Source organism: Actinophytocola sp. (assembly GCF_036378875.1).
Classification (GTDB): domain Bacteria; phylum Actinomycetota; class Actinomycetes; order Mycobacteriales; family Pseudonocardiaceae; genus Actinophytocola.
The window spans coordinates 45,975-64,968 of the sequence record NZ_DASUVO010000022.1 but is presented as its reverse complement, the minus strand read 5'-3'; the positions used below and the strand labels follow the sequence as shown (position 1 = coordinate 64,968).

The following is an 18,994-nucleotide window of genomic DNA, read 5'->3' as shown; positions in this document are numbered from 1 at the left end:
ACCCATGTTCAGATTCCGCACTGTCGCGCCGTTTCTGGCACTGACCACCGTCGCCCTCGCGGTGACACCGCAGTCCGCGGCGGCCGCACCGGCCCTGGCCCCGGTCCCGGTCCCGCAGGTCGACGTCAACGGCGACGGGATCGGCGACCTCGTCATGGCCACCGGCGCCCGGCTGACCTACCTCGGTGACACCGCCCTGTCCCCCAACGACCTCGGCGGTTCGGTGCTGGTGATCCCCGGCGGGGCCCCGGCGGCCATGGTCAACCAGAGCAGTCCCGGGGTCGGCCTGGGCATGAAGGCGACCGACAAGTTCGGCGCCACACTGGCCACCGGCGACTTCAACGGTGACGGCCTCGCCGACGTGGCCGTCGGCAACCCAACCGAGTACGTCGGCGGTCTGGCCAACGCGGGCACGGTGACCGTCCTCTATGGACAACGCACCACGCCCTACCTGCGCACCATCGCCGGCGCCCTGACCAACATCAACCAGGACTCGGCCGGCCTCCCTGGCGTGGTGGAGGCGGGCGACCAGTTCGGCAGCAGCCTCGCCACCGGCGACTACAACGGCGACGGCTACGCCGACCTGGGCATCGGCTCCCCCGGCGAGGCCATCGAGACCAAGACCCGTGCGGGCGCGGTCTGGATCCTCTACGGCGCCGCCGCCGGCCTCACCGGAACCGGGGCCGTGGCGTTCAACCAGGACGACCCGGACCTCGCGGGCGCCGCCGAGGCGGACGACCGGATGGGTTGGGCGCTGGCGGCGGGCGACGTCACCGGGGACCGTCGCGACGACCTCGCCGTGCTGTCCTCCGGCGAGGTCATCACCGGCACCGCCGACGCCTGGGGTTCGGTGCACCTGATGCACGGCGGCGCGGGCGGGCTCTCCGGCGCCGCGTCGTCCTACGTCAGCGTCGGCAACGCCGCCACGACGGGCAAATGGCGAGGGCTGGCGATCGGCCGCTTCCACGGCGGCGCCAACGCCGACCTGGTCGTGCAGGCCGACCAGCGGCGGGGCGCACCCGCCGGGGCCGGCGCCATCGTCGCGGTGCGCGGCGGCGCGTCGGGCCTGACCACCACCGTGGACGTGATCGACCAGGCGGGCGACGCCATCCCCGGCTCGCCGGAGGCCGGCGACTACTTCGGCGGTTCGCTCGCCGTCGGCGACCTCGACGGCGACGCCGTGGACGACCTCGCCGTGGGTGCCATCAAGGAGAACGACCGCACGGGCTTCCTGTGCCTGCTGCGTGGCGGCGGCGCGGGCCTGCTTTCCCAGCCGGGCACGGAGGTCGGCGAGAACACCGCACCGGTCAACGCGGGCGCGGGGGTCGGCGAGGGCTTCGGGTACGGGTTGCGGATCCTCGACATCACCGGGGACGGACGTGCCGAACTCGTGGTCTCCGCGCCGTGGGAGGACGGCACGCTGCAGACCGGGGCCCTGTTCGTTCTCGGCACCGGCCTGTCCGGCTCGACTCTTGCGGTGACCTCCGCGCGCCGCATCACCCGCGCCGACATCGGCACCGCGTCCGGCTTCGGACCGGGTGCGCCGTTCGCGGGCAACTCCCTTGTGCTGAACGACAACCAGGAGACGCCGAGATGACCAGGTTCAACCGAAGGATCTTCGTCTTCGGCGGTGGGGCCGCCGTGGGCACACTGACGATGGGCGGTCGGGCGGCCGCCGCGGCGACGTTCCCGTTCACCCTGGGCGTCGCCTCCGGCGACCCACTTCCCGACGGCGTGGTGCTGTGGACCAGGCTGGCGCCGGCGCCGTTGAACGCGGACGGGCACGGCGGGATGCCCAACCAGAACATCCCGGTGGACTGGGAAGTGGCCACCGACGAGGGTTTCACCGCCATCGTCCAGCGCGGCACGGCGACCGCCACTTATGGCGAGGCACATTCCGTGCACGTCGAGGTGGGTGGGCTGCAACCGGACTACGACTACTTCTACCGTTTTCGCGCGCAGGGCCACATCTCCCCTGTCGGGCGCACCCGCACGGCACCCGCCTTCGGCACGCCCGGCCGCGATCTGCTGATGGCGTTCACCTCCTGCGCGCAGTACGAGGAGGGCTTCTACACCGTCTACCGCCGCATGGCAGAGGACCGGCCGGGTCTCGTCCTGCACCTGGGCGACTACATCTACGAAGGCGGTGCCAACAAGCGGATCCGCGAGCACGCCGGCGCGGAGCTGCGGTACCTGCAGGACTACCGGCGGCGGTACGCGCAGTACAAGACCGACGCCGACCTCCAGGCCGCGCACGCCGCGGCCCCGTGGCTGGTCGTCCCCGACGACCACGAGGTGGAGAACAACTACGCGGGCTACTCCCGCAGCGGCAACAGCCCCGAGCTCACCGACCCAGAGTGGCGGCAGCGACGGGCCGACGCCTACCAGGCGTACTACGAGAACATGCCGCTGCGGGGCGGCGCCCGACCGAACGGCGGCAACATCCAGCTGTACCGCCGCGTCAGATGGGGCACCCTGGCCACGTTCCACATGCTCGACACCCGCCAGTACCGCCACGACCAGGCCTGCGGCGACGGCTGGCAGTACTGCCCGGAAGCCGGTGACCCAACCCGGAGCCTGCCCGGCACCGCCCAGGAGAACTGGCTGCTCGACGGCCTGGGACAGCGCAACGGCACCTGGGACCTGATCGGCCAGCAGGTGTTCTTCGCCCGACGGGTGGACGCGAACGACGCCTTCGGCCTGGACGGTTGGGACGGCTACCCAGCCTCCCGCGACCGCATCCAGAAAGGCTGGGTACAACGAGGAGTCCGCAACCCGGTCGTCCTGACCGGCGACGTCCACCGGTCCTGGGCCAACGACCTGAAGGTGGACTTCACCAACCCCGCGTCCCCAGTGGTGGGCACGGAACTGGTTTCCACATCGGTGTCCTCGGGCGGAGACGGCGCGGACACCACCGGTATCCCGGACAGCGCCTACAACCCGCACCTGAAGTTCTACTCCAACCACCGGGGTTACGTGCGCACCACGATGAGCTCGACCCAGATGAACGTGGACTTCCGAGCGGTCAAGAAGATCACCACAGCGAACCAACCAGCGACCACACTGCGGTCGTTCACCATAGAAGCAGGCCGCCCAGGCCTCCAAACCCCCTGACAACCACGAAAAGCAACCATGACCGACTCCGAGTGCCCTGCCCCAAAGGCGAAGCCGAGGGGCAGGGTGCCAGGAGTCGGTGCGTGCCAACCCAACCGCTCGGCGCGGGTGGATGACCTTTGGCCGCACTGTTCCTGGCTGTCGTCCGCCGGGGTTGGAGACTTCGATCATGGGCATTCTCGCGGGCAAGGCCGTGGTCGTCACCGGTGCCGGTCGGGGGCTGGGCAGGGCATCCGCGCTACACGCGGCCGCGTGCGGTGCCGCGGTGGTGGTGAACGACATCGATGGGCAGCCCGCCGAGGAGGTCGTCTCGCTGATCGAGGATTCCGGCGGGCGGGCGGTGACCAGCGTCGGCTCGGTGGCGGATCCCGGCCAGGCTGACGCGGCCGTCCAGCGGTGCCTGGCCGAGTTCGGCAGAATCGACGGGTTGGTCAACAACGCCGGCGTGCGTTACCAGGCCCTGGTGTGGGAGGACATGCCGGAGCGGATGCGCGAGTTGATCGAAGTCAACGTTCTGGGGTCGCTGTACTGCGGGTCCGCCGCCGCACGTGCGATGCGCGAGCAGGGCACGGGATCGATCGTGAACATGGCGTCGCTGGCCATGATCGGACAACGCACCGCGGCCACGTACTCGGCGTCCAAGGGCGCGATGTCCTCGATGACCGTGGCGTGGGCCGGGGAACTGGCTGAGCACGGTGTGCGGGTGAACGCGCTCTTCCCGTTGGCCCACACGCGGATGGCACTGGCCGACACGCGGTCACCCGCGCCCCCGGAGGAAACACCGGAGCGGATCGCGCCGATCGTGACGTACCTGCTCAGCGACCTCTCCACGGCCGTGACCGGCCAGTTGATCCGCTTCACCGCCAACAAGGTGCACATCGTGCGCCAGACGTCAGCCAAGGAACCGGTTCTGCGCAACGACGGTTGGGAGGTTCACGACATCGCCGAGGCCTTCGACAACCACCTCATCGACGCCTTGGAACCGCCGCCTTCTCAACGATGGACCCGCTAGAAAGCACCGGCACCGGACAGAAGGGAGGCACCCAACGGCGTGATCGAGTGCAGGACCGACTGGCCATTCTGCACAGTCTCGACCAGACCCGCGGCGCGCAGGGTCGCTGCCTGTTGGCTGGCGGTGGGCAGGCTGGTCTCGGTGCGGGTGGCGAGATCGCTTGTGGTGCCGGGGCGTTCGCCGAGAGCCTCGAGCACCCGGGCGCGGGTACGACCGAGCAGCGCCGCGAGTGGCTTGCGGGTGCCTTCCGGCGCGGACCAGCCCACCACGTGCTCGATCGGGTACACGAGCGTGGGCTCGTACTCGGCGTCCAGGAAGGTCGTGGGTAGTCCCCAGCAGAAGAACGACGGCGCGAGGTGCAGGCCGCGCCCGTCGAGGTGGAGGTCGTGGTCCACGGGGTAGCCCATCTCCAGCACGGGGTAGCGCCAGCGGGCGGTGGGGTGCAGCCGTTCGAGGACGGATTCCCAGCCACCGTCGGCCAAGGCCGCGGTCAGCCGGGCCCGTTCCTGGTCGACGCGGCCGCGCACGCGCGCCCAGTACGGCGCCAGACAGGCCGCGAAGTACTGGTCGGCGGCGTCCGCGAGCCTGCGCAGTGCCTCGGGTCGACCTTCGGCCAGCTCCGCGGTCCATGCCGGGAGCTTCCGGCCGCCCGCGAGGACGGTCAGGTCCTTGCGCAGCCGCCGCCGCGGGGTGCGCCGCAACGCTTCCAGTGCCTCGTCGAGGGATGACGCGGCGGTCGGGGTGAGGAAGTCCGGAGAGTAGCCCGTGACCGGGGCCAGATCGGTCAGCAGCCGGGTGATCGCCGGGGTGCGGGCGGCCACCGACCGGCGCCATCCGCCGAAGACGACGTCACCGTCGCGTCCGCGTAGCCGGTTGGTGCTCAGCAGGAGCTCCCACATCAGGTGCGGTCCGGTACTGATCCGCGTTCTGGCCAGGTCTTCAGGCGTGAAGTGGATGCGCAGCACCACCGTGATGCTAGGGGAGTCATCGACTGTACGGTGTGGATTTCACGAAATATCGGGAAAAGTCGTGAGTGGGTCGCCACCAGGGGCCTTTGCCCTGGTATGGAAACCTTTGTCATCGCGGTGGCGCGTCACCGATGCTTGGCGGCCATGAGATCACCAACTACGCGCGCGGGTCCCCTACAGCCAGACCTCCCATCACACCAACCAGTACGGCACCTACCGGCAGGACTGCTCCGGGTTCGTGTCCATGGCCTGGGGGCTCGCCACCTCCCGCTGGACCGGCGACATCATGGCGGTCGCCACCCGCATCGAGCCCACTCCGGCACGGTCGCGGCCGAGAACACGTGGTCCGCCGACCGCACGGCGGGCTTCACCGCCATCCGCTACCGCAACGTCATCGAGGGCGACGTCCGGACCTGCGCCGCGGTCGACCACAGCCGCGGCCGCTATCCCCAGGTCGGGTCCGGCGCGACGGGTGACCTGGTCACGGCGGCACAGTGCCTGCTGAGCTCCGCGGGGCTCAACACCGGCACCGCCGGACCCAGCGGCATCTTCGACGACACCACCATCCTTGCCGCCCAACAGTTCCAGACCAGGGTCGGGCTGCCGGCGACCGGTGCCGTCGACGCCGGGCTGACCATTGACGGGAAGTTCGGCGCCAACACCACCGCGGCGGCGAAGCGCTACCAGACCGCGGCCGGCCTCACCTCGGACGGCATCGTCGGCCCCTGGGCAAGTACGCCGAGCGCGGTGGGGGTACGCGCACGGTCCCGGTCTGCGCGACCGGCAACGCCGTGCACTGGCGCTCGGGCATGACCATCGACTGCGACGGTCAGCGCACCGAGAAGTGCAATCCGAACACCGACCCGTACTGTCAGAACCAGACCGCCTGGTCCCAGTCCGACGGCGCCCCGCTCAACGCCGAACTCCTGCCGTACGTGGTCGTGCCGGGCATCACCTCGACCTGGAGCCACAGCGGATCCGGCATCACCGGCGCCACGGTGGCCGCCGTGGTGTACCAGGGCCGCGTCGCCTACGCGGTGGTCGGTGACGTCGGCCCGGGCGACGCGATCGGCGAGGGTTCCTACCCGCTGGCCAAGGCGCTGGGCATCAACCCAGACCCGCGTACCGGTGGGGTTTCCGGCCGGGTCGTGGACCACATCCTGTTCCCGGGGTGCGGGCGAGCCCGATCCAGGACAGTGCGGACGCCGCCGCAGTGGGGCAGGCCGCCGCCGAGGACCTCGTGGCGGGCCGCCAGGGCTGTGCCGGTGTGCGGCTGAGCTACTCCACCTACCCGCGCCTGGACGCCGGCGCCCCCACACCCGTGGTGAAGGCGGCCCAGTGCCTGCTGCGGGCCGCGGGCCTGGACACGGGCCCGGGTGACCCCACCGGCATCCTGGACGCGGCGACGGCGGCCGCGTTGCGGCAGTTCCAGTCCAGCGTCGCCCTGCCCGTCACCGGCGCGGTGGACTCCCGCACCTGGACCGCGTTACTGGCCCGAGGCACAACCCCGGTGTTGCGGGACGGCGCGACCGGTGAGGCGGTCTTCCGCCTCCAACGGGCTCTCAACGCCGCCACCACCGCGGCGCTGACCATCGACGAGCAGTTCGGCCCCAGAACGGTCGCCGCGGTCCGGACGTACCAGTCCAGTCGCGGACTCACCGTCGACGGTGTCGTGGGACCCAACACCTGGGCAGCCCTGCAGGCGGGCAGGTAGCCAAAGCAGCCGCGGCCGCTCAACTCTTCGGGCTACTGGTCAGGATCTGGAGCAATGCTCGCGCGGCGAGGCGGTAGCCGTGCGGGCCGAAGCCGGCGATCACGCCGGCGGCCAACGCGGCGGTGATCGGCGTGTGGCGGAACTGTTCCCGGGCCCAGATGTTCGACAGGTGCACCTCGATCCACGGCGCAGGGAAGTTCTCCAGCGCGTCCCGCAGGCCCCAGCCGGCGATCATCAGCGCGCCGGGGTTCACGATCGCGCCGGCCACGTGGTAGTTGTCCTGGACCGCACCGATCAGCTCACCCTCGCCGTCGCGCTGCACGCTGGACAGCTGGTACCAGGGCGCGATCTCCATGGCGACCGCGCGTTCGACGTCGGCGAGTGTGTCGGTCCCGTAGACGTCGACCTGCCGACGGCCGAGGATGCCGAGGTTCGGACCGTTGAGCAGCAGGATGTCAGGCACGGTAGGAGAACCTTTCCCCGCGTGCCGCCGACGTTACGTCGGACGGCCGATGGCACACCAGGTCCGGCCGTTCGGCGAGCAGCGGCCCTGGGCCGTGGCCGTCCCCGCCCCACAGCGCCGCCACGGACCGCACCGCGGCCGCCCGTGCGCTCTGCATGTCGGCCGGGGCGTCGCCAACGTACATCGCGTACGCCGCCGGCACGCCGAGCTTGTCAAGGCAGGCCTCGACGATGTCCGGGGCCGGCTTGGGACGGGACACCTCGTCGCTGCCGATCACCACGTCCAATGTGGACGACAGGCCGACCGTGTCCAGCAGTTCCCGTGCACGCCAGCCGTGCTTGCCCGTCGCCACGCCGGTAGCCAGGCCCGCCTCGCGCAGCGACAGCAACATCTCGGCCACCCCGTCGTACACCAGCACCCGGTCCGCAAGCTGTTTGCTGGCCGCGATGAATGGGCCCTCCATCGTCAGCGGAAGGTCCATCTTCCGCATGATGTCGGGAAAGTACAGTCCCAGGTGCCGGCTGTACTCCTCGAACGGCGGCGTGCCGGATCCCACGACCTCCGTGTAGGCGATGGAGAAGGCCTCCCGCATCGCGGCGAAACTGTCCACGAGGACGCCGTCGAGATCGAACACGACGGCATGGACCGCGGTCATCACACCACCTCCGTAGGCAGGGACAGGCCGGCCCAGAGTCCGTTGTGGACGGCGACGCGGGTGAACCGGTCGGTCAGCCGGCAGAACAGGACCCCGGGCGACCGCGACTCCGGCCACTGTTCCGCCGGCAGCCCCGCCCACTCGGACATCGCGGCGACCATCAGCGGATCCACCGGCACCCAGGTCTCGTCGACCTCGAACTCCGCCCAGCAGTGCGGTGTCGAGTACGGCTTCGACACCAGCAGACCGAACGAGAACCGCACCGGTATCCCCCGCCGCCGGGCCGCGGCCACCAGGTACTTGGTCACGCCACCGCAGTCGGCCAGCCGGGTGTGGCACAGGAAGTCCAGGTCCCAGCGGATCGCCTCCGGCAGCAGGAAGAACCGCACCGACCGCACTTCGGCCAGCAGCTCCCGCACTGGCGTCGGCAGCTCCGGCCACTCCGCCCGCACCCGCACGTCAAGGCTCGTCACCGGCGCCATCGGGTCGTCGCAGCCCACACACTTGCGCCGCGTGCCACCGGGAACCAGCACCTGGTACTGGCACGGGCCCCGGTGACCCGGCGCGGGACAGGTCGGCACGTACCCGACCCGCCGGTCGAGGCCGCCGTCACCACCGCGCCGCAACGCGCCGGCCCACGCCCGCATCGCCCGCCGACGCACCGACATCAGCCCGAGGTGTAGCGCGATGTTGCTGATGTCGTAGTCGTCGAACAGACGGGTCGACCCGACCTCCACGTACGGCAGGCCCAGTGCCACCAACCGGTTCAGCAGCTCCTCGTCGACACGGTGCAGCGACCGGGCGGCCTCGACCGGCAGCGCGAACCGGCGGACCCCGTCCGGCACCCGCCGCACCAGGTCGACGAGGTCGCCCAGCTGGTCGGACGTGACGTCCGCCGCCGGCGGCGCGCTAGTCGTCGGCACGGTAGTCGAAGTACAGCGCCGCGGGAGTGCGCGTGCGCAGGTCGACGTCGTCGGGCAGGTACATGCCGAGCTCCAGCTCCAGCACGATCGACAGCTCCATCAGCCGGGAGGAGCTCACGTCGAGTTGCTCACCCAGCGGCAGGTGGGGATCCAGCACCGTGCCGGCCGCGCCGACCCATCTCGTCAGGTAGTCCGCGAACTCCTCGGCGGACATCTCCTTGCCCATCACGCCCTCTCCTCACTCGAGGTAGCCCAGCTCCTGCAGCCGCGCCGCGAGCTGCTCCTCCTCCTCGCGGCTGTAGACGTCCGCCTGGTCGACCGCCACCTCGGTGACCGGATCGTTCCGTTCTGGTTCCACGTCTCCTCCTAGTAGGGCTCGAACTCCGCCAGCGCCGGCATGACCTCGGCGGCGAACCGACGCATCGAGTCCGACAGCTCCGGCCAGTCCAGCGAGCCGAAGTTGAACTCGGCCAGCAGCGTGTTGAAGCAGCCCTCCTGCGCGGCCCGGCGGATCTGACCGGCCACGGTTTCCGGCGAGCCGGCGAAGACCAGGTTGTGCTCCATGAGGAAGCTCATGTCGCCGGCGTGCCGCAGGATGTCCTCGGTGGACAGCGCGCTGCGGGCGCCGTACCCGCCGCCGACCGGCTCCGCGGTGTTCCGGCCGTACCCCAGCACCTTTGTCAGCGTGTGGATCACGTGGGGCGCCGCCCGCGCCACCGCCTCCTCGTCGTCGTCGGCGACGTGCACCAGCGTCCAGTAGCCGATGTTCGGCTTCCCCGCGTGCCCCGCCTCCGCCCACCAACGCAGGTAGTGCCGGTACACCAGGCCCAGCGCCGTGCGCGGCACGATCATCGTCGAGGACGTGTGCGCGCCGATCCGCGCGAGGTAGCGCAACATGTTCCGGTCCCGGGTGGGAATCCACAGTGGAGGGTGCGGTCGCTGCACCGGACCGAACGACAGGGTCAGGTCGTGGTAGCTGTGTGTTGGGCCGTCGAACGAGAACGGCCCGTCCGCGGCCAGCGCGACCTGGATCAGCTCGAGGCACTCCTGGGTCAGCTCACGCCGCCGGTCGAAGTCCGCGCCGTACCGGTCGAAGAACGCCCGCATCAACCCGGACGTGAGCCCGATGTCGAGCCGCCCGCCGGTCACGTGGTCCAGCGCGGCGATCTCCTCCACGACCCGGATCGGGTTGTACAGCGGCGGGATGTACCCCATCGGCCCGAGCCGGATCCGCTCGGTGCGCGACGCGGCGCCGGTGCAGAAGATCGTCGGCGACGGCATCCAGCTCTCCTCCGGGGAGAAGTGGTGCTCAACGGAGAAGGCGTAGTCGAAACCCAGCCGGTCGGCGAGTTCGACCTCGTCCCAGAGGATTTCGTAGCGCTGCCCGGCGGTCAGTCCCGGACCGCCCCACACGTGCGAGAAGTAGCCGAACCTCACCGATTCCTCCGGTATTTTCCTTGATATGCCTCAACGAGTCGCACTCATCGGACTGGATTGCGGTACGCCCCAGCTCGCGTTCGACCGGTTCGCCGCCGACATGCCGACCCTGACGAGGCTGCGGGAGGACGCTGCGTGGGGGCCGATGCGCAGTGTCGTGCCGCCGATCACCGTGCCGGCCTGGGCATGCATGATGTCCGGCCGAACGCCGGGTGAGCTGGGCGTCTACGGCTTCCGCGACCGGCGCGACCACGACTACGGCTCGCTCGCCTTCGCCTCGTCGGACAAGTTCACGCTGCCCCGGCTGTGGGACGTGCTGTCCGGGCAGAACCGCCGCAGCGTCGTCCTCGGCGTGCCGGGCACCTATCCCCCGGCGCCCATTCACGGGGAGATGGTGTCGTGTTTCATGGCGCCGTCGACCGACGCCGACTTCACGTATCCCCGGGAACTTCGTGACGAAGTACAGGAAGTCACCGGCGGCTACCAGCTCGACGTCGACAACTTCCGGTCGCCGGAGCTGGCACGAATCTCCCAGCAGATCTTCGACATGTCCGAGCAGCGGTTCACCCTCGCCGGCCACCTGGCCCGCACGCGCGAGTGGGACTTCTTCTCCTTCGTCGACATGGGCCCGGACCGGCTGCACCACGGCTTCTGGCGTTACTGCGACCCCGAGCACCCTCGGTACGAGCCGGGAAACCAGTGGGAGCACGTCTTCCGCGACTACTACCGGGCGCTCGACGCACACCTCGCGACGTTCCTGGAGGGGTTGCCGGACGACACCGCCGTGCTCGTCGTGTCCGACCACGGCGGGCAGCCGATGGTCGGCGGGTTCTGTGTCAACGAATGGCTGCGGCAGCAGGGCCTGCTGGTGCTCGCCGAAGAGCCGACCGGGCCGACGAGGATGTCCGACGCCAAGGTCGACTGGTCCCGCACCACCGCATGGGCCGAAGGCGGGTACTACGGCCGGATCTTCCTCAACGTCGCCGGCCGTGAACCGCAGGGCACGGTGCCGGCCCGTGATGTCGAGTCCACACTGGACCAGGTGGCCGCGGCGATCGAGGCCATCGTCGACGAGGACGGCCAACCGATGGGCAACCGCGCGATGCGGCCCGCCGACGTCTACCCCGAGGTCAGGGCGATCCCGCCGGATCTGATCGTCTACTTCGGAGACCTGCGCTGGCGGGCACTCGCCACCCTCGGCCTCGGCCGCGGCCTGTACTCCCCTGACAACGACACCGGACCCGACCACGCCAACCACGCCGAGCAGGGCATCTTCGTCCTCGCCGGCACCGACCGCGACCCGGGACCGAGGGAAGGACTGTCGCTGTACGACGTGGCGCCCACCCTGCAGGACCTGCTGGGCCTGCCGCGCCAGCCCGGCCAGCGCGGCGTCGTGGTCGAGTAGGTCGATCACCATACGGCGCTCGCGCCCTCGGTGCTGTAGCTGCGTGGCGCGCCGCCCGGCCGGACGGGCGGCAGCGACGAGCTGATCTCGGCGACGGCGCAGCCCAGCCGGTGCAGCGCCCTGCCGACCCGCAGCTGCTCGCTCTTGATCTGGTTGATCCGCTGCCGGTAGTGGTGGTCGATCGCCTCGACGTCGCTGCGCTGCTTCGCCAGGTCCAGCCGGTCGTTCAGGACGTCGTCGAGGTTCTGCATGAAGAACTCGAAGTTGAACTGCCCGCACTCCTGACGGACGCCGTGCACCCAGTCCTTGAACCCCTGGATGACCTCGTTCGCGCCCGGCACCTGGTGGAACCGGCGGTACAGCCGCGAGATGAACGTCTGCACGACGACGTTGAACGTCTCGAACTCGAACACCGAGGACTGTTCGGTGATGACGCCGTGCCGGTGGTAGTCGTCGTTGTTGTACAGCGACGCGTAGTGTTTCGCGAGCCGTTCCACCCGAGGGTCGGCGAAGTGGTAGCCGTACGGGTCGAGGGTGTCCCAGTACCCGTCGGCGAGCAGGCCGTCGCCCTCGATCCGGCGCAGGATCGCGGTGCCCGGGTAGATCTCCAGTCGTTCGGTCAGCCGGCGCAGGTTGTGACCGGCGTTCTGGCGCAGGAACTCCGCGTTCTGCACCAGGGTTTCCGCCGTGGCGTAGGGGTGGAACGGGATGAAGCCCATCGCGAGGTAGACGCCGTGTTCGCGGAGCAGCCGGATGATCGTGGCGTTGTTCGCCACGGTCGCCCGCTTCTCCCACAGTTCCAGCTCCTCGGGGACACCGGACTCGATGCCGACGTTGACCTTCTCCAGACCGGACCGCACCAGCAGGTCGAGCAGTTCGTTGTCGTCGTCGCTCCAGTTCTCGGCGCGCATGCAGACGTTGTAGTAAATGTCCAGTCCGCGTTCGAGGATGCCGTTCGCGATGGCGGTGACGCGTTTCTTCCCGACCCGTCCGCCGTCGGGGTCCTCGAACGTCGAGTCGACGAAGTCGTAGGTGCGGAACTGGTACCGCTTCACCAGTTCCTCGACCTCGTCCACGACGATCCTCGGATCCCGCGCCCGCCACGGTTTGCCCGGTTGGGCACGGTTCTTCAGGTGCGGCGCCGAGCAGAACGTGCAGTGCGCGACGCAGCCGCGGCTGGTGCTCACCCGCACGTACTCCAGCTTGTTGCCGTGCTGTTCGAGTTGGTCGCGCGCGGGGAACGGCAGCACGTTCAGGTCGTGCAGCACCGGCCGCGGCGGGTTCTGCTTCAGCTCGCCGTCCGGGAGCCGCAGGCCGACGCCGGGGCACTCGGCCAGTGACTCGCCGAGGTAGAGCTTCTGGACGAGGTCGAGGATGACCGGTTCGCCCTCGCCGACCGCGACGACGTCCACGTTCGGGTTGTTACGCAGCACGTCCAGGCCGGCGAAGGTGCCCGCCGGGCCGCCGCACGCGATCACCGTGTCCGGCAGCCGTTCGCGGATGAGCGCCGCGACCCGTTGGCAGCTCGCGACGTTCAGGCTCATCAGCGTGAAACAGACCAGCCGCGGCCGGTACTCGGCGAGGTGGGCGACCGCGTCGTCCTCCTCGCCGTGCACGACCTCGCGGATCTCGGCGGTGACCCCCACCTGGCGCAGCACGGCCGCCATGTACGCAACGCCGAGGTGCTCCGGCGACATCACGAGGTCGCCGTCGAGCAGGATCAGGAAGCTGACGCGGAACGACGCCGGGTCGGTGATCCGCGGGTCGATCGCGATCTTGAACGCGCCAGGCTTCCGCCGCACCTGAGTGATCGGCAGCGTGGTGGTCATGACTGTTCCGCCTCCCCGCAATTCAAGGTGTTGGTTGCGCCGGGGAACGGGTGGTTCTGCATGGTCACGTACTTGTGGCTGGCTTGCGTCACGTTCCCCTGAGGTGCGGTTGCGAGCCGCGAGGCTGACACAGGGAGTGTCATGGCCATCCTCCAAGGGGAATCGTGGCCGGCACCCCCAGGCGCTCGAGCAGGACCGGTGCGACGTCCGCCATGTCCATGGGGTCCGGCAGGACCGGGTCGCCACGCAGGTAGAACACGGCGTTGCCGCGGGTGTGGGTGCCGGTGAAGACGTCCGGACGCACCACGGAGTCGGCCGCGAACGCGCCACGCAGCTGCACGCCCGGCGCCGGCATGACGACGAGGTCGGGGGCGCGGTCCAGCAGCGGCCCTCGGTAGACCTCCTCGCGCCGGTACACCCGGTCGACGACCGGCCGCCCCGCCCAGCGCAGGTCGAGGAGCGTCGCGACCAGTTCGTCGGCGAAGGCGTCACCCAGACCCGTGCGGCCACGCGGGAAGCGACCGGGCCGGTGCAGGTACAGCCGTGCGGGATCGAGGGCGAACACCGAGGTCCGCTCGTCCAGCTCGGCCAGCGCCGGACTGTCCTGTATGGACGCCAGGTGCCCCTGCTCGCGCAGCCAGGCGTTGACGTGGAACTGGCAGTCCGCCGGGCCGAAGCCGTGGTCGCTCACGATGGCGATCCCGTCGTCGTCGGCACACCGTTCGACCAACCGGGCCAGGCAGTCGTCGACCTGGCCGTACACGGCGAGCACCGCCTCGTGCAACGGGCTCGCCTCGTCGGTCACGTGCCGCCACAGGAAGTGCTGCAGCCGGTCGGTCTCGGTGATCACCGCGATCGCGAGGTCCCAGTGCTCGGTGTCCAGCAGGTACTCGAAGCTCCTGGAGCGGGCGGCCAGGGCCGCGCGAACGCGGCCGACGAACGCGAGTGGGTCGGCGGCCACGTCGCCGACCTCGACGTCGAGCTGGTATCCCTGTCGGCGCAACGGTTCCAGCAGCCGGGCCGGCCGGACCGCGCGGTCGAACGACGGCGCGACGAAACCGGACACCACGACGCCGTCGGTCTCCGGCGCCGGGTAGGTGCCGGGCACGTTCAGGCACAGTGTCCGGTGCCCGGCCGCCTGCTCCCACAGCGGCGGGACGCGCAGGTGCGTGACGTTCGGGAAGTATGTCTGGTAGCCACCGGGCACCAGGTCCACGAAGCCGTAGACGCCGTGCCGTGCGGGGTTGGCGCCAGTCAGGAACGACGCCCACGACGTCGAGCTGACCTCCGGCACGGGCGCACGCAGCTCGACACTGCGCCCTTGCGCCAACAGCTCTCCCGCGGCCGGCATGACGCCGGTCGCGGCCAGCCGGTGCAGCAGGTCCAGCGGCATCCCGTCCAGGCCGACGACCAGCAGCCGCCGTGTCATGCCGGCGTCCCGACGCGACTGTCCACCGCGGAGTGGACACCGACGACCAGCGGGTGGCAGCCGCCGAAACGGTTGGGGAACCGGTGGTTCGGCTTGGTCAGGCCGAGCGTGAGGAAGGTGTCCCCGCAACGCAGCGACGCCAGCAGGTCGGCCCGGAACGCCTCGTCGAGCCGGCCGTCGTGGACGTGCGGCCACACCCGCGCGCCGAACGCGATCTCGGGCACGATCCAGTCGTACTCTCGGCTCGCGCCGTCGCGGAACTTGCAGCGCAGGAACGCCTGTCCCCGGGTCGCACGACGGACCGTGACATCGAGGACCTCCGCCTGGATCAGTCCCAGCGTGCGCCGGGCGCCGCCGATCGCCGCCTCGGCGTCCGGTGCGCACAGCGGCGCCAGCAGGCCCGGCCTCTCGTCGGGCGGGACGTAGGAGCCGGCGTCCAGCGCGGGTGGCGCGAGCACCGCCCGATCCTCCGGCCGTGGGTCGGATGCCTCCGGCGGCCCGAGCGCGATCTCGGTGACGTACCAGTACCGGAACGGCGGCTCGGCCGAGGTGACGTGTCCGGTCAGCACCGGTTCTGGCCTGATCCACATGCCGTGCTCGGTGACCGCGCCAACGCACGCCTCGTGGTCGTCCACCTTGGTGATCGCCAGCGGCAGCAACCTCATGCTGCCCCCTCCCCCGCTCCGCGGCGCCGGAACGCTCCGCAGGCTCCGCTCCACCGGCGCCCTCCGCGGGCTCGGCGGCAGCCTGAACACTGTTGATTCGCTCCGCAAGCTGCGCTCATCGCAGGGCCTCCAGTGGAGTGCCGGCGAAGTCTCTCGGGATGTCGCGGCCCGCGTAGCCGACCACCGCCGCGGCCACGTCGACCGGCGTGGCCGGGCCGCTGGCCCGACCCGGTCGCACGCCGGCGCCCGCCGCGGCCCAGTACGAACGGGGCCGGTGCCATGCGCTTTGCCAGTGCCGGTGTACGTGCGACGCCCAGCCGGGCTCGCCCAACGGCAGGTAGCGCCAGTCGGCGGGTTCGAGGACGAGATCGGGGGCCTCGTCGAGGGCATCGCCCTGGTAGACCTCCTCGCGGCGCAGCACGGCGGCGAGGTAGGGCAGTCCGGTGCGCGGGTTGACGGCGTCGAGCAGCGCCTGGGCCGCGTCGTCGCGGACGCGGTCGTAGTCCGCCGGGTCGACCGTGCCGTCGCGGTACCGGCCGCGCAGGTTGACGTTGACCCCGTGCGTGCCCTGGACGGCCTCGAACGCGGAAGTCTTCGCCCAGGTGGTGCTGCCGTGCTCGTCGCGGCCGAGGAGCCCACCGCGCTCCAGCACCTCGTTCATCGAGCAGTACGCCCGCAGGGGCCCGAAGCCGATCTCGGAGAACGCGACCAGCGTGGTGCGGTCGTCCAGCCGGTCGAGGAACTGGCCGAGGACACCGTCCGCGGTCCGGTACGCGGCGAGCACCGCGCTGCCGGCCTCCCGTTCCGGCCCGAGTTCCAGTTCCTGCCAGAAGATGTGCGAGCAGCGGTCGATCGCGGTGAGGTTCACGAGCGTGATGTCGGCGCCCTCGTCGAACAGCGCCAGCGTCGCCTGTCCGCGTCGCGTGTCGGCCTCCAGCAGCCGGGGCAGCAGCTCCGACCGCGGCTGGCCGGACCACCAGATCGACACGTCGTGCACCGGCTTGATTCCCCGCTCGGCGAGGTCGCGGTGCAGGTTCGGCGGGTAGCACGCGCGCAGTGTCTGGCGCATCGGGTAGGTGATCAGCGAGCCGGGCATGGGGGCCGGCGGGTGCGTGCCGAAGATCCCGACGCTGGCGAAACGCAGCCCGTTGAGCTCGGATCGCTGCCACAGCAACGGGTGCCGGTGCCGCTCGGCACCCAGCACGCTCGGTTGGTGGTCGTGGTCGTGCGCCGACCAGTACGAGTAGAACCCGTGGTCGCCCGGACGCCGGCCGGTCAGCAGCGACACCAGCCCCGGCGGCTCGTACGGGACCCCGTCGGCGTCGAGCGGCCCGGACCGGCCAGAGCGGAACAACCGGTCGAAGTTCGGCAGCTCGCCCGCGTCGCACCACCGCGTCAGCAGTTCCGGGGTGGCGCCTTCGGTGATGACGACGACGACGCGGCGGGGCGTGGCCACGGCGTCACACCGACTCGGCCACTTGGGCCTCGACGTAGGAGGCCAGGTTGTTCAGGTCGTCGATGAGGTCGACGGACAGGTCCTCGTCGGCGATCTGGATGCCGAACTCGCTCTCCACCCAGATCAGGTACTCGAGGGTGTTGATCGAGTCCAACCCCAGCTCCTGCACGAGGTTGGTGTCGGGGATGTCGTCAGCGGCCCGGTCCAGCTCCAGCGAGTCCACGAGGATCTGCCGAAGCCGTGTCTTGGTGTCTGCCATGAGCTGTCCTTCGCGCGTCGGGGTTACAGGTAGCCCATCTCCCGGAGCCGTTGGCTGGTGTACTCGTCTTCCTCGGTCGGCCCTTCGTGGTGGCCGTCCCGGGCACCGGCCTGGTCCTCGGCGAGGGGGCCGAGCGGGCGGGCCGGCTGCTCGCGCACGACCGGGACGGGCTGGCCGTCGATCGTGTCCGGCCAGCTCGCGCCCAGGTCGGTGAGCAGCGTCGGCAGCAGGTCGACGATCCGCACCGGCTCGGCGAGCCGCCCAGGCTTGACCCGGGGTGAGCGGTGGATCCACATCCCCTGGTACCGGTGCAGCCCGGTCTGCCAGCTCGGTCGCCACACCGGACCGTCCAGGTCGCTCACCGGCAGCACGCTCTCGTCGCGCGGCACGAGCAGCAGGTCGGGCGCCCGGGTGACGTGCGCGCCGGGATAGACCACGTCGCGCGGCACGACTGAGGAGAACACGGGCTCGCCGTCCAGTCGGACGTCGGCCAGCACGTCGGTGGCCGCCGCCAGGACCGCGGCCCTGTCCCGCTCGGTGACGATGCCGTCCCGTTGCCGGCCGGCGAGGTTCACGTTGAGGCCGTAGCTGCCGGGCACCGGCATGTAGACCCGCGTCCGTCCAAAGTCGACGGATTGTTCCTCGCCGGTGAACCAGCTCGCCTGCTGACCATCCTGGCGCTGTCCGGTTGGGACGGTGGCGAGCAGCCCGGCCTCTGCCAGCAGTCGGTGGACCGCGACGCCGTACCGGCCGACGCCGAGCCCGTGGTCGGAGGCCACCACGACCGACGTCTCGTCGCCGACCATCTCCAGCAGCCGGCCGACGCCGTCGTCGAGTGCGGTGTAGATCCGTTCGACCGCCTCGTCCCAGCCGCTGCCGGACGGCGCCGCCTCATACCGAGGGTGCTCCGGGTCGCAGAAGTGCCAGTAGTGGTGGCACACCCGGTCGGCCTCGGTGAGCACCGCCATCACCAGGTCGGTCGGATGGTTGGTCATGAGGTACTCGAGCGAGCGGACGCGTGCCTCGACGCTGGCGACCGCCTCGTCGAGATAGCTCATGTCGCCACGGAACATCGTGGCCAGGTCGGACTGGAAGTGGACGCCGTTCTTCGCCAGTTCTGCGAGCAGCCCGGCTGGCCGGCAGTAGCGGATCGTCTGCTGCAGCGGCCAGGTGATCTGGTAGCCGGGCAGTTCGCGCGGCGGGTGCGACATCGGGACGTTCACCAGGCCGAGCGACCAACCCTGCGCGGTGAGCCAGTCCCAGGCGGAGGAACAGCCGAGGTCGGAGGCCTGCGTGAGGTGCGCGCCGTAGTCGCGGTCCTGGGTGTCGAAGAACTGGTAGATGCCGTGCCCACCCGGGCGCCGCCCGCTGACGAACGAGCTCCAGCCCGGGGCGGTGTGGGCGGGCCACGTGCAGTTGACCCTGGCCGAGGCCCCGCTGCCGAGAAGTGCCGCCAGATTCGGCAACCGACCGGTCGGCACGAGACGGTCGACAATGTCGAAACTGGCGCCGTCCAATCCGATGACCAACGCCTTTGGCGGGATGATTGAGGTGGCCAAAACAGTCCTCCGACAAGAGCTCGACATAACGTTAGGCAGCGGGCTCCGCGGCGGTCCAAACATTGAGGGAGCCTTCGTTAAGTCTCGCCGTGCGGGCTCCGATCTC

The 18,994-nt window shown here is 70.4% G+C and carries 19 protein-coding genes; 7 read left to right on the top strand and 12 right to left on the bottom strand.

The features are described 5' to 3' along the window. Positions 1 to 4: 4 nt before the first annotated feature. The 3 genes from VF106_RS06355 to VF106_RS06345 all read left to right on the top strand — a co-directional run bounded on the left by VF106_RS06355 (position 5) and on the right by VF106_RS06345 (position 4,126). A complete protein-coding gene (locus VF106_RS06355) occupies positions 5 to 1,597 on the top strand; it encodes an FG-GAP repeat protein (protein ID WP_330838623.1) in 1,593 nt (530 codons plus the stop codon). Beyond that, positions 1,594 to 3,114: an alkaline phosphatase D family protein gene (locus VF106_RS06350; RefSeq protein ID WP_330838622.1), complete on the top strand. Its 1,521-nt coding sequence runs from the start codon at positions 1,594 to 1,596 to the stop codon at positions 3,112 to 3,114. Before VF106_RS06355 ends, VF106_RS06350 begins: the two co-directional genes overlap by 4 nt. A 169-nt stretch (positions 3,115 to 3,283) precedes the next feature. Further along, positions 3,284 to 4,126, top strand: coding sequence for an SDR family NAD(P)-dependent oxidoreductase (locus tag VF106_RS06345; protein ID WP_330838621.1), 843 nt, complete (start codon positions 3,284 to 3,286; stop codon positions 4,124 to 4,126). On the opposite strand, the gene VF106_RS06340 is transcribed toward VF106_RS06345, so the two are convergent. Further along, entirely contained in the window at positions 4,123 to 5,091 is a 969-nt protein-coding gene (locus VF106_RS06340; RefSeq protein WP_330838620.1) for an ArsR/SmtB family transcription factor, read from the bottom strand. The genes VF106_RS06345 and VF106_RS06340 overlap by 4 nt on opposite strands. Positions 5,092 to 5,238: 147 nt before the next feature. On the opposite strand from VF106_RS06340, the gene VF106_RS06335 reads away from it, so the two are divergent. Genes VF106_RS06335 through VF106_RS06325 form a run of 3 tightly spaced genes read left to right on the top strand, consistent with a single transcriptional unit; the run spans position 5,239 to position 6,808 of the window. Beyond that, positions 5,239 to 5,907 (top strand): peptidoglycan-binding domain-containing protein, encoded by a 669-nt coding sequence (locus VF106_RS06335; RefSeq protein ID WP_330838619.1) that lies wholly within the window; start codon positions 5,239 to 5,241, stop codon positions 5,905 to 5,907. Then, the gene (locus VF106_RS06330) at positions 5,904 to 6,371 is read left to right on the top strand and encodes a glycoside hydrolase family 75 protein (protein WP_330838618.1); all 468 of its coding nucleotides are present in this window, start codon (positions 5,904 to 5,906) and stop codon (positions 6,369 to 6,371) included. Before VF106_RS06335 ends, VF106_RS06330 begins: the two co-directional genes overlap by 4 nt. After that, a complete protein-coding gene (locus tag VF106_RS06325; protein ID WP_330838617.1) occupies positions 6,308 to 6,808 on the top strand; it encodes a peptidoglycan-binding domain-containing protein in 501 nt (166 codons plus the stop codon). The genes VF106_RS06330 and VF106_RS06325 overlap by 64 nt, the downstream gene beginning before the upstream one ends. Positions 6,809 to 6,827: 19 nt before the next feature. On the opposite strand, the gene VF106_RS06320 is transcribed toward VF106_RS06325, so the two are convergent. The 5 genes from VF106_RS06320 to VF106_RS06300 form a co-directional block, all read right to left on the bottom strand. Beyond that, on the bottom strand, positions 6,828 to 7,271 hold the full coding sequence (locus tag VF106_RS06320; RefSeq protein WP_330838616.1) for a type II 3-dehydroquinate dehydratase: 444 nt from the start codon (positions 7,269 to 7,271) through the stop codon (positions 6,828 to 6,830). Beyond that, positions 7,264 to 7,926 carry an HAD-IA family hydrolase gene (locus tag VF106_RS06315; RefSeq protein WP_330838615.1) on the bottom strand — a complete coding sequence of 221 codons (663 nt, stop codon included), beginning with the start codon at positions 7,924 to 7,926 and terminating at the stop codon, positions 7,264 to 7,266. Before VF106_RS06315 ends, VF106_RS06320 begins: the two co-directional genes overlap by 8 nt. After that, the gene (locus VF106_RS06310; RefSeq protein WP_330838614.1) at positions 7,926 to 8,849 is read right to left on the bottom strand and encodes a transglutaminase-like domain-containing protein; all 924 of its coding nucleotides are present in this window, start codon (positions 8,847 to 8,849) and stop codon (positions 7,926 to 7,928) included. Before VF106_RS06310 ends, VF106_RS06315 begins: the two co-directional genes overlap by 1 nt. Beyond that, positions 8,836 to 9,078, bottom strand: coding sequence for a hypothetical protein (locus tag VF106_RS06305; protein WP_330838613.1), 243 nt, complete (start codon positions 9,076 to 9,078; stop codon positions 8,836 to 8,838). Before VF106_RS06305 ends, VF106_RS06310 begins: the two co-directional genes overlap by 14 nt. 137 nt (positions 9,079 to 9,215) lie before the next feature. Further along, a complete protein-coding gene (locus tag VF106_RS06300) occupies positions 9,216 to 10,286 on the bottom strand; it encodes an LLM class flavin-dependent oxidoreductase (RefSeq protein ID WP_330838612.1) in 1,071 nt (356 codons plus the stop codon). A 25-nt stretch (positions 10,287 to 10,311) separates the two neighbouring features. On the opposite strand from VF106_RS06300, the gene VF106_RS06295 reads away from it, so the two are divergent. Beyond that, the gene (locus VF106_RS06295; protein ID WP_330838611.1) at positions 10,312 to 11,691 is read left to right on the top strand and encodes an alkaline phosphatase family protein; all 1,380 of its coding nucleotides are present in this window, start codon (positions 10,312 to 10,314) and stop codon (positions 11,689 to 11,691) included. 5 nt (positions 11,692 to 11,696) lie between these two features. On the opposite strand, the gene VF106_RS06290 is transcribed toward VF106_RS06295, so the two are convergent. The 6 genes from VF106_RS06290 to VF106_RS06265 form a co-directional block, all read right to left on the bottom strand. Further along, a complete protein-coding gene (locus tag VF106_RS06290) occupies positions 11,697 to 13,520 on the bottom strand; it encodes a B12-binding domain-containing radical SAM protein (protein WP_330838610.1) in 1,824 nt (607 codons plus the stop codon). A gap of 139 nt (positions 13,521 to 13,659) precedes the next feature. After that, positions 13,660 to 14,949: an alkaline phosphatase family protein gene (locus tag VF106_RS06285; protein WP_330838609.1), complete on the bottom strand. Its 1,290-nt coding sequence runs from the start codon at positions 14,947 to 14,949 to the stop codon at positions 13,660 to 13,662. Next, positions 14,946 to 15,614 carry a hypothetical protein gene (locus VF106_RS06280; RefSeq protein WP_330838608.1) on the bottom strand — a complete coding sequence of 223 codons (669 nt, stop codon included), beginning with the start codon at positions 15,612 to 15,614 and terminating at the stop codon, positions 14,946 to 14,948. Before VF106_RS06280 ends, VF106_RS06285 begins: the two co-directional genes overlap by 4 nt. A 115-nt stretch (positions 15,615 to 15,729) precedes the next feature. Beyond that, positions 15,730 to 17,070, bottom strand: a complete 1,341-nt coding sequence (locus VF106_RS06275; protein ID WP_330838607.1) for an alkaline phosphatase family protein — start codon at positions 17,068 to 17,070, stop codon at positions 15,730 to 15,732. Positions 17,071 to 17,074: 4 nt separating this feature from the next. Continuing rightward, the gene (locus tag VF106_RS06270) at positions 17,075 to 17,329 is read right to left on the bottom strand and encodes an acyl carrier protein (protein WP_330838606.1); all 255 of its coding nucleotides are present in this window, start codon (positions 17,327 to 17,329) and stop codon (positions 17,075 to 17,077) included. 23 nt (positions 17,330 to 17,352) lie between these two features. Continuing rightward, positions 17,353 to 18,858, bottom strand: coding sequence for an alkaline phosphatase family protein (locus VF106_RS06265; protein ID WP_330838605.1), 1,506 nt, complete (start codon positions 18,856 to 18,858; stop codon positions 17,353 to 17,355). Positions 18,859 to 18,994 lie beyond the last annotated feature (136 nt).

Bases quoted from the DNA above. Each gene is read 5' to 3' on its own strand.
- VF106_RS06355 (WP_330838623.1), top strand. From the start codon at position 5: ATGTTCAGATTCCGCACTGTCGCGCCGTTTCTGGCACTGACCACCGTC.
- VF106_RS06350 (WP_330838622.1), top strand. From the start codon at position 1,594: ATGACCAGGTTCAACCGAAGGATCTTCGTCTTCGGCGGTGGGGCCGCC.
- VF106_RS06345 (WP_330838621.1), top strand. From the start codon at position 3,284: ATGGGCATTCTCGCGGGCAAGGCCGTGGTCGTCACCGGTGCCGGTCGG.
- VF106_RS06335 (WP_330838619.1), top strand. From the start codon at position 5,239: ATGAGATCACCAACTACGCGCGCGGGTCCCCTACAGCCAGACCTCCCA.
- VF106_RS06330 (WP_330838618.1), top strand. From the start codon at position 5,904: ATGACCATCGACTGCGACGGTCAGCGCACCGAGAAGTGCAATCCGAAC.
- VF106_RS06315 (WP_330838615.1), bottom strand. From the start codon at position 7,926: ATGACCGCGGTCCATGCCGTCGTGTTCGATCTCGACGGCGTCCTCGTG.
- VF106_RS06295 (WP_330838611.1), top strand. From the start codon at position 10,312: ATGCCTCAACGAGTCGCACTCATCGGACTGGATTGCGGTACGCCCCAG.
- VF106_RS06290 (WP_330838610.1), bottom strand. From the start codon at position 13,520: ATGACCACCACGCTGCCGATCACTCAGGTGCGGCGGAAGCCTGGCGCG.
- VF106_RS06285 (WP_330838609.1), bottom strand. From the start codon at position 14,949: ATGACACGGCGGCTGCTGGTCGTCGGCCTGGACGGGATGCCGCTGGAC.
- VF106_RS06280 (WP_330838608.1), bottom strand. From the start codon at position 15,614: ATGAGGTTGCTGCCGCTGGCGATCACCAAGGTGGACGACCACGAGGCG.
- VF106_RS06270 (WP_330838606.1), bottom strand. From the start codon at position 17,329: ATGGCAGACACCAAGACACGGCTTCGGCAGATCCTCGTGGACTCGCTG.